Annotated in this window: 10 protein-coding genes and 1 riboswitch; of the genes, 6 read left to right on the forward strand and 4 right to left on the reverse strand. The window is 42.5% G+C overall.

Going from position 1 to position 9,271, the window contains the following annotated elements; genetic code table 11:
* The 3 genes from WAM07_RS17415 to WAM07_RS17425 form a co-directional block, all read right to left on the reverse strand.
* A partial coding sequence (locus WAM07_RS17415) for an aminotransferase class I/II-fold pyridoxal phosphate-dependent enzyme (protein WP_422168658.1) occupies positions 1-566 on the reverse strand: 566 nt, incomplete at its 3' end.
* 81 nt (positions 567-647) lie between these two features.
* A riboswitch (SAM riboswitch) is annotated at positions 648-752 on the reverse strand.
* A 263-nt stretch (positions 753-1,015) separates the two neighbouring features.
* Positions 1,016-1,279, reverse strand: coding sequence for a hypothetical protein (locus WAM07_RS17420; RefSeq protein ID WP_041601185.1), 264 nt, complete (start codon positions 1,277-1,279; stop codon positions 1,016-1,018).
* A 587-nt stretch (positions 1,280-1,866) separates the two neighbouring features.
* Entirely contained in the window at positions 1,867-2,646 is a 780-nt protein-coding gene (locus WAM07_RS17425) for a CAP domain-containing protein (RefSeq protein ID WP_422168659.1), read from the reverse strand.
* Between the two features lie 375 nt (positions 2,647-3,021).
* Here WAM07_RS17425 and WAM07_RS17430 point away from each other — a divergent pair, with 375 nt between their 5' ends.
* Positions 3,022-3,786 (forward strand): SDR family NAD(P)-dependent oxidoreductase, encoded by a 765-nt coding sequence (locus WAM07_RS17430; protein WP_422168660.1) that lies wholly within the window; start codon positions 3,022-3,024, stop codon positions 3,784-3,786.
* Between the two features lie 92 nt (positions 3,787-3,878).
* On the forward strand, positions 3,879-4,226 hold the full coding sequence (locus WAM07_RS17435) for a hypothetical protein (protein WP_422168661.1): 348 nt from the start codon (positions 3,879-3,881) through the stop codon (positions 4,224-4,226).
* A 182-nt stretch (positions 4,227-4,408) separates the two neighbouring features.
* Here WAM07_RS17435 and WAM07_RS17440 read toward each other — a convergent pair whose 3' ends face one another.
* Entirely contained in the window at positions 4,409-6,076 is a 1,668-nt protein-coding gene (locus WAM07_RS17440) for a DUF2207 domain-containing protein (RefSeq protein ID WP_422168662.1), read from the reverse strand.
* Positions 6,077-6,225: 149 nt separating this feature from the next.
* Between WAM07_RS17440 and WAM07_RS17445 the strand changes: the two genes are divergently transcribed.
* Genes WAM07_RS17445 through WAM07_RS17460 form a run of 4 tightly spaced genes read left to right on the forward strand, consistent with a single transcriptional unit; the run spans position 6,226 to position 8,951 of the window.
* Positions 6,226-6,612, forward strand: coding sequence for a GntR family transcriptional regulator (locus WAM07_RS17445; protein WP_422168663.1), 387 nt, complete (start codon positions 6,226-6,228; stop codon positions 6,610-6,612).
* Complete coding sequence (locus WAM07_RS17450) at positions 6,609-7,514, forward strand: ATP-binding cassette domain-containing protein (RefSeq protein WP_422168664.1); 906 nt, start codon at positions 6,609-6,611, stop codon at positions 7,512-7,514. Before WAM07_RS17445 ends, WAM07_RS17450 begins: the two co-directional genes overlap by 4 nt.
* A complete protein-coding gene (locus tag WAM07_RS17455) occupies positions 7,498-8,250 on the forward strand; it encodes a hypothetical protein (protein ID WP_422168665.1) in 753 nt (250 codons plus the stop codon). Before WAM07_RS17450 ends, WAM07_RS17455 begins: the two co-directional genes overlap by 17 nt.
* Positions 8,247-8,951: a hypothetical protein gene (locus WAM07_RS17460; protein ID WP_422168666.1), complete on the forward strand. Its 705-nt coding sequence runs from the start codon at positions 8,247-8,249 to the stop codon at positions 8,949-8,951. The genes WAM07_RS17455 and WAM07_RS17460 overlap by 4 nt, the downstream gene beginning before the upstream one ends.
* Positions 8,952-9,271: the final 320 nt, after the last annotated feature.

Here is a 9,271-nt window from a genome sequence, read left to right on the forward strand (position 1 = left end):
ACAATGTCTGCTCCTAAGTCCAGCGGCTGCTGGAGGTAAGGCGTTAAGAATGTATTATCGACAATGAGCAGGAGGTTGTGCTTCTTAGCAATTTTTGAAACTTCTTCAATATCCACTTCCTGCAGCAGCGGATTGGTCGGAGTTTCAAGAAAGATCGCTTTTGTTTTCTCAGTAATGACACTCTCAACATCCGTGAAATCAGAGTAGGTTGAATGGATCTGGTAAGCATCTGCATAATGTTCGAGTAAACGGTACGTGCCGCCGTAGATATCTTCCGCAACGATCAATTCTTCATTTGCACGAAACAGGGAAAGGATCAACTGGATCGCTGCCATTCCTGAGCTGCAGGCGAAGGCTTGATCGCCGTTTTCAAGCTGGGCCATGCCTTCTTCGAGAAGGTGGCGGGTCGGGTTTTTGGTGCGGGTATAATCATATCCGGTGGATACCCCGAGTGATTTGTGCTGATAAGCGGTAGATAAATAAATGGGCGGATTCACAGCCCCTGTTTCTTCATCACTGTTATTACCTAGCTGGGCTAAAATGGTTTCAATCCTGTTCCGTGCCATGGTGATCATCTCCTTCGTAAAAAAATGGATATAAAAAAAAGGACCTCCTTGAAGAAGAAGGTCCTTTATGTATAAAGAGTCTCCTTATCTTCAAGGTATAACTACTACCTTCTGGATTTAGCACCGTGCCAATGGCTGGTTGCTGAGGTATCAAAGGGCCAGTCCCTACACCTCTCTGGATAAGTTTTATTATTATGTAATTTTTGGAAAAGCAACTGTTGAACACTTTACATGAAAGGTATGCTTAAATCAAGAATGATATTAAAAATTACTAAAAATTTCTTTCAAAAATTAGGAGGTTATCATATCGCTTGCGATTTACAATACAGGAAAATAATTTAAGAATCAAGAGAGTTTTCAGAAAAAATTCATTTTTCTAAAACTACTAACTTAATCTGAAAAGATCATTTAACCCCCCAGTCACATTAAATGACAGGGGGGAATTGAACTTATGCATATTGCTGAAGCTGTTTATACATTTGTTCGCCTTCTTTGTTCAGGACGTTACCTTTCCCGTGACATTTCGAGCATTCCTTCACATAACTGGTTTCTTCGATGGCCATCTTCCAGGCTAGTGTTTCATTGGCATAGTTTACACGCTGGTAATGGTCCACAATTAAATTGGCTTTTCCATCATCATATTCCTTATACTTTCCAGATCCGTGACAGAGAGGGCATACATTATATAGAGTACTCACCGATTGAGTTTGCATTACGCTCACTTCCTTATAGTTTATTATTATAAATTATGATTGATTTTACGTAATATTCAGTCTATTTGCAAGTTAATTTTCTGTTTTTTCTAAATATAAATAAGAAAAAAAGTCATAAGAGTGGATAGAATAAGGGTTCAGGGCATTTGTTAAGATATTGTGAACGTGTGTAGGAAAGGAGAGGATATAGTTTATATAAGTGTTAAATAGTCATTAAGAATCCCCAATTGACGGGGTACTGTGATTTTTATTTAGCTGATAATTCAGCTTCTGTAACCCATTTATGATTGATCACTTCTTGTCAGCTGTCCCTGTCTGTGTGATTTTTCGGTAGATTCCACTTAGGTTTTAGCTCCATTCATCGTGAGTGTATCCTGAGGTTTTTTACAAATGGATGTGTTAGATATCGTTGTTGTTTTATCCAGAAAGGCTGCCTAAAGAGGCGGATTGTTGAAGACTTGCTTACTGAGAGATAGAACGATCGAAGTTCAGGTGGGGGCGGCCTAATAGAGTAGATTCACGGCGCAATTGCCATAATAAAAAGCCACCGGTACTGTATCCCCGATGGCTAATATACGTAAATCTATTTATTTGCCGATGAACATTTGTGTCCAGTAATTTCCCTCTTCTACATAACCGACACCGATATGAGTAAAGTTCGGATTCATGATGTTTTTACGGTGACCTTCACTATTCATCCAGCCTTGGACTACTTGCTCAGGAGAAGTGTGGCCCCTAGCGATATTTTCACCAGCCGTACGGTAGTCGATGCCATATTCGCTTAACATATCAAACGGAGATCCGTAGGTTGGGCTTGTGTGGGAAAAGTAGTTATTTTTCTGCATATCAAGAGACTTGTCTCCCGCCACGGCACTTAACTCTGTATCAAGTTCGAGAGGCTCCAGCCCCTGCTTCGCACGTTCCTGGTTGGTCAGTTCGACGACTTGCTGTTCAAAATCTGAGATTTCAGATTGATCGGCTTGATCTGTCGTGTTTTCTTGAGGAACGGCCTGTTCGGACGGCTGCTCCTGCTGTTCAGGCTGAGCTTCAGGTGCTTGCTGAGTAGGTTCTGCTGGTACTTCTTTCACCGGTTGTTCCTGAACGGGAGCCTTTGGCTGTTCAGATTTCTGTTCAGGCTGAACCTGTTGGAATTTCTTTAGGAAAGACTGAATATCTTCTTGCTGGATATTTTGACTTCTCAAGGCCTCTTCATTTTGTTGAACACAGTTCACCACATATTCTATATGAACATTTCCTTGCTGGAATTTATGAGACTCGCTGTCTCCTGAAGATGCGAGAGATGTTGCTGGAGAAGCTAGTAATGATAGTACAAGAGCTCCTGATAGGATCAATGATTTGCCTTTCATGTTCGAATTCCTCCTTGAAAGTTATGTTTTTGGAACAATTTCATCCTATCATCTTGTTTTTGTAATAATATTGGATTTTTTTAGTAAGAAAGAGGCGAACCTTACTCTGAAAATCTCTTAGGGAAAATTATCGCTTCGGCGAAAGCAGATAGATCTTTAATTTTCGGGAAATTTATGTACTACTATGAAAATAGTAAAAGAAATCTTTTATTGGAATTTTTATCATTTAGTAGTATAAATTAGCGGAAAAAGACGGTTGACAGGGGGCTTATATCCTGATGATTTTTACAAATATGTCTCGGATATTACAAACCTGAACGGCTGAAAATCTTAAGAATATCTGCCTAAATAAAAGGGAACGGATGAGGAGAAAGGATGAGACAGATGAAATTAAAAGGAAAAATAGCACTAGTTACAGGCGGATCAAGAGGCCTGGGGAAAGTCATCAGTAAACATCTTGCTGCTGAAGGAGCACGAGTGGTGGTGAACTACGGAAGAAATCCGGACCCGGCCAATGAAACCGTGGAAGAAATAAGGGGAAAAGACGGAGAAGCCATCGCTGTACAGGCTGATATAACCGATGAAGAGTCCGTGGACGAGCTCGTTCGTAAGGTTCAAGAATCCTATGGTGAGAATATAGATATTGTGGTTAACAATGCTTCGGGGCCTCAGCCGGAGTACTCCCTTGAGGAAAATACATGGGAAACGTATATGGATCAGCTTCAGTTTTTTGTTAAAGCGCCATTAATTCTAACAAAAGCGGTTATGCCAGGCATGAAGGAGAAACAATACGGCCGTATTATTAATATTGGCAGTGAAGTTGTACAGCTTGGAAATGCCAATTTCTCAAACTATGTAACAGCTAAATCAGCGATGATTGGCATGACCCGTTCCTGGGCAAATGAACTTGGACCTCACGGTATTAATGTGAACCTTGTCAATCCAGGTTTTATTCCAGTAGAGAGACATGGAGAGGTAGATCCTTCTACCCTGGAGGGTTACAGCAGCCAACTGCCTCTTCGACGTATGGGGAAACCTGAAGACATAGCTAATTCAGTCGTTTTCTTGTCCTCTGACGATTCTCAATTTATTACAGGCCAATCCATCTCTGTTAATGGAGGAAACACATTTGGTGTTTAATAAAGTTGAACTCTTTTTCTAAGTAACCTTTTTCCAAATGGAACGTCTAATTCTATACAGGAGATCAAAATCCATATACGGGAGGGCGTTCAATGAGACATGGGAAGTGCAGGTTGCTGATGCTCGGAATCCTGCTCGGGGCGGGCAGTTTTGGCTGCGAAAATAGACAGCCAATTGAGCCGCCTCAGGAGGATCCGGTAGAAAACATGGAAGAAGAGGTATTAGAGAATGAAAAATCCTCCACGAATTTACCCCGGGAAAACTATAGAAAAAGTATGATAGCTAACGATGAGAAAATCATCGAAATGCTGAAAGCTTCTGGTAAGCTTAAAGATAACGCCACTGCAGCGGAAATAGAGAAAGCTCTTCAGGACTATCTCCGAAGCAAAACTCAATCGAAAGAGAATAAGAAAATAAAAAGTGAACCAGAACTGCCCTAAAGGATGAACAGGCCCGTTGGCAAGTGATGGTTCACTTTTTTGACTTTTTAGTATAACGGACTGAGTTTATAACCTCTTCATTGTATGCAAGAGAAGGCGTCTATGTTTCTTAAAAAGAGTCCATACACCAATAATAAAGCTCGGAGTAAAAAATACTCCGAGCTTTATTATGCTGCTAACATCTAAAATGCCCCTGATCCCCCGCCGCTTCCGCCAACACCAGCTCCACCTCCGCCAGTATTTGCGCTGGCTGCAGCTGCAGCCGTGACGGTTTGATCCGCCTCGCTGAAGTTTGATTGCAGTGAAGCAGCAAGAATAATAAAGAGCATCATATCATGATGGGCAGCTGGTGTGCCCATGTCCATACTGGAGGATGAGCGGTTTCGAACCTCGGGCTCATTTTCTACTTTTCTATGTCCTGTGCCAATCTCATAGAGAAAAACGCGAAGTTGTTCATCATCAGTTAAAGCACCTGGGTCACTGTCCGTCTGCATCAGCTTTTCCCATTGAATCTGGATCTTTTTTCCTTTAACTGTATGCGGACGATAAGCAAACGCCGTTACAAGCAACAAGGCTCCAAAAATGATGTATGTGATCATCCAGGGAAACAGTTGATATATCCCAAATAGAATGGCAAGCGTTCCAACAAGGGCGGTAAATCCTCTCCATTTGTTCATGCTCTCATAAAGGTTATGAGTCTCAATCTCCTGTTTGACAGCCTTTTTCCACAAGTTGAAATCTTTCTGATACTGCTCGTGGTTCGACTTGTCAGCGGTGTACTTTTGAATATCCTCGAAATGGAACGTGCCGTTTCCGCCAACTTCATCAAACAGCCAGGAGAGGAGAATCGTCTCATGTTCATAGTCTGTACTGCGATGATTAACCAGGAATTCCTGATCCGATTTTTGCTTGACGTATCCTTTTCGGACAAGGTCTAAAATCGAGGCGGTGAGGGAACGGATCGTCAGGCGACGGTGGTTTTGGAAATACAGAGTGGCCGGCAGACTCATTTCTTCTTCAGGAATAAAGGAAAAAGAGTTCAGCTGGCGGTTCACTTCACGCTGGTTCGAACGGTAACGGCTGACCGCATAGCCGGTGAGCAATAGTCCGGAAGTTACAAATAAAGCCAGTGCATAAGGTGCAATACGATTTAACGTGTTTCTTCTTTGTTCTTTTGCAGCGGCTTCAGCGGCCAACCCATCCTTTTCCGACTGAATTTCTCCGCTTATATCTTTGTCCGAGATCGGTGCTGCAGAGAACAGGGAAGAGGGATAAGCCACCCTTACCTTCATATTCTCTCCACTGGATATATAGCCCATATCAAACTGGATTACTCCATCCTCCTTAATTTGATCGGCCCCATAAGCGGTCTGGTAGCCAAGTGCCATTACATCTTCTGTTTTAGATGGAGGATGGACGCTGACTGTGAAATTTTCATACGCGGACTCATTCGTTTCATCAAAAAAAGACCAGTAAAACTGTGCTCGATCAGCATAAACTTCGACACCATCTTCGATCAGATAGGTTAATGCAACCGTAATGGTTTCATCTTTACCACTCCGGTATATTTTATAAGTCTGATCTTCGCGCTCCACCTTTAATTTCTGTTCTTTCTCATATGCTTGCACATTTGTGATTCTGGTTCCTTCTTTTGCATACAAGGTGCGGTTTATGCCGTTAAACTCTCCGTCAAAAGCATACATATGCTGTTCTTCTACTTTTACATCTCCATTTTTCTGAAGCTTGGCATCAATGATCGTCTTTGGAATGGAATACTCGACAGCCAGTGCCTGGAGAGGAAGTACGAGAAGAATAACTGCAGCAAATAGGATGGGAAGTAATTTTTTCATAATGATCCACCTTCTTTCCTCTTAATAATACGTCGATTCTAACGCATAGGTTTCATAAAAAATGTCAAAGGACAAGTTGATTTTTGTAAGTAACAGTAATATACTACATTACAACACTAATGCACCAATTCAGAGAGGAAGGGGAGCATGTGATCCTTAACACCGACGGAACGAAGCCGATTTACTTGCAGATAGCTGAATGGATCGAAAATGAAGTCCTGAACGGCGATCTGGCGGAGGATGAGAAAGTATATTCTCAATATAAGCTTGCGGATATGTATAACATTAATCCGGCGACAGCCGCCAAAGGGCTCACGAAGCTTGCCGATGAAGGAATTCTTTACGACAGGCGCGGAATTGGAAAGTTCGTCTCCTCAGAAGCGATAAAAATCATCAAAGATAAACGGAAAAACCATACACTTAAAAGTATGGTGGAGGACCTTGTTCAAGAGGCTGAACGGCTCGATATGTCAGAAACAGAACTTATTTCACTGATAAAGGAAACAAAAAGTAGAAACAAAGGGGGAGAAGAATGAACATTATTGAATGCAGGCAGTTAACGAAAGCCTACCGGGGGTTCAATGCTCTCGACCAGCTTTCCTGCACAATTGAAGAGAATAAGCTGGTTGGATTGGTCGGAAGAAATGGCGCAGGCAAGACCACACTTATGAAAATTTTAAGCGGCATGCTTAAGGAAACATCTGGAGAAGTGAAGGTGTTTTCTCACCGCCCATTTAATAGTCTGCTCGTATCTGCCAATTCTATCTTTATTGACGACCAAATGAACTTTCCAACAGCTCTTTCCCTGGCAGAAATTTTGGTGGAGGCCGGCGAGTTTTACGAACATTGGAATGAGGAACTGGCATGGCATTTATTTGATTACTTCGGGTTTCATAAAAAGGAGTACCATAAAAATCTATCAAAAGGGAAAGAAAGCACCTTCAATATGATTGTTGGACTTGCGGCCCGCTGTCCGCTTACTATTTTTGATGAACCGACCACCGGCATGGATGCGGCGGTGCGCAAGGATTTTTACCGGATCCTGCTCAAAGACTATCTTACTTACCCACGTACCATTCTTTTATCCACCCATCATTTAGAAGAAGTGGAGGATCAGTTGGAAGAGGTATTGCTGCTGAACCGGGGGAGGGAAGTACTTCACATGTCGATCGAAGAAATGAGAGAGTTTGCAATAGGATTGAAAGGAAAGCGTGAGACGCTGGCCCCGTTTTTAGCTAATCATCAACCTATTCACACGGAAGCTTTTGGTATGGGTGACGAATATATCGTTACAAGAAATAATTTTTCCAAAGAAGAGCTTCAGGAAATGAAGCGCGAAGGGATTCAGTTTTCAGGAGTTTCGGCGAGTGATCTATGTATCTACTTAACTTCTTCAGAAGCTCCAAAAGGGGGGACTTTAGATGACATCCTTAACTGAAGTACGTACCAGTGAGGTTATTGTTAAACAATATCAATATAAGCTGAAAGCCTACATGGGGGTTCTCACCTCGCTTGTCACTGTACAATTGCTTGGGCTGCTGTTCTCGTTGAATGGGGTAGGCTCTCGAAGCCTTGGTACCTTTGGTCTGGACCTCAATATAAATTATTATTCTGCAGATATGATCATCATTTTCACCTTCTTCTGGGGCTTCATGAGTGCTCTTCTTATGACCACAAAAGCTTATCGAGAAGATGATTTTGCTTTTATTACCAACCGTTTCAGCAGCAACATGTCTTCTGTTGCTTTTATCGCTACGGTAAGTGTCATCGGCGGTCTGACTGCAATTATGGCCGGTTTCTTACTTAAAGTGGTGGTCTATTTTATTTTAGGAAACAAGGAGGTTATAGGAACAGGGCTCCCGTCCGGGACGTTAGCGTTTACTGAGGGGATTTTGGCTATGATTCTTCTCGTTTTCCTATTCAGTTCTCTTGGCTATTTAGCCGGGATCATCGTCCAGGTTCACCGTGTGTTTGTGGTTTTGCTTCCTGTCTTGTTCTTTGGGGGTTTGCAATATTTATCCAGCACAGAAAACTGGAATCTTCCAGCGTTCATGTATGAATTCTATTTTCAAGAATCTTTTTTTCTACTATTTGCAGCTAAAGTAGTGGCAAGTGCAGCCCTTGTTTTCACCATTGCTCTTTGGATATCAGATCAATTGGAGGTGAAGAAATGATAGATATATGGCTTGGCATTCTTCCCATTATGTTCTTTGCAGTTTTATTCGGTTCATTAATTGTAGTTAATTATAAGAAAAGCAAAGCCCGCAGTACTTATTGGTCAGCTAAATCCCCGGTGTGGGTATTTGGAGGCTATGTATGCCTCCTGTTCGCAAGCTTTATTCTCTTTTTCTTCATTCCGGAGCAGAGTGCAACCTCCGAGAATGGAGAGGAGAATATGGAGCAGATAGGGAGGGAGCTCTATCAAAAGGCTTTAGCGGGTGAAGTTGGTGATATCAATGATAAATATCTGCGAAAAGAGTGGACCTTTGATTACGATAACGAGAGGTTGGAAATTGGCGAAGAAATTGAAGCACCTAGCACACTAACGATTGTGGTGGACCAAACAAAAGAGATTGAAAGCCTTAAAGCTTCCTTTTATTCAACTCCTGCTTCTGTTCAGGGGTTGGAGCTGAACCAAGATGTGCCGCTGAAAATTGGGATGGACGGCGGTCGCCTGAATCTTCTGCTTACTCAAATGACGGAACGAACATTTACTCTGTTCAGTCCGGCTTTTCCATTCACCCAGTTTACAGAGGAAAAGGATGGTATGATGGAAGCTGAGATGGAATGGGGCACTTATATCCTTTATTTGAACGTCCCCTCAGACATAACGGTTTCTTCGAATTACCACTCAGTGGAATATGTAAAGGAATAACAAAAAGCCCCGTTTTCAGCGGGGCTTTTTGTTATTTAGGCTTTGTTAAACGGAAAATGCCTTATTAAGCTATAGGGCCGATTACTGTAAGACTCGACTTCGAGATGTTTTTGGTCCGTTGCTCATATTAAGAGGGGCTGGCTACGGAAACAACTCGCTTTCCTGCGGGGGAACTGGCAAGCCTCCTCGGTCGCTTCACTCCCTGTGGGGTCTAGCCTAGCTCCTTCTCCCGCGGGAGTCTCGTCGTTTTCTCCGCCACCCCAACAATATCTGGTAAACGGACCCTTCTATAGGTGATGGAGAGGTGCTTGGCTCTGCCG

The sequence above is a fragment of the Halobacillus sp. genome, from assembly GCF_049282395.1.
Lineage (GTDB): Bacteria > Bacillota > Bacilli > Bacillales > Halobacillaceae > Halobacillus.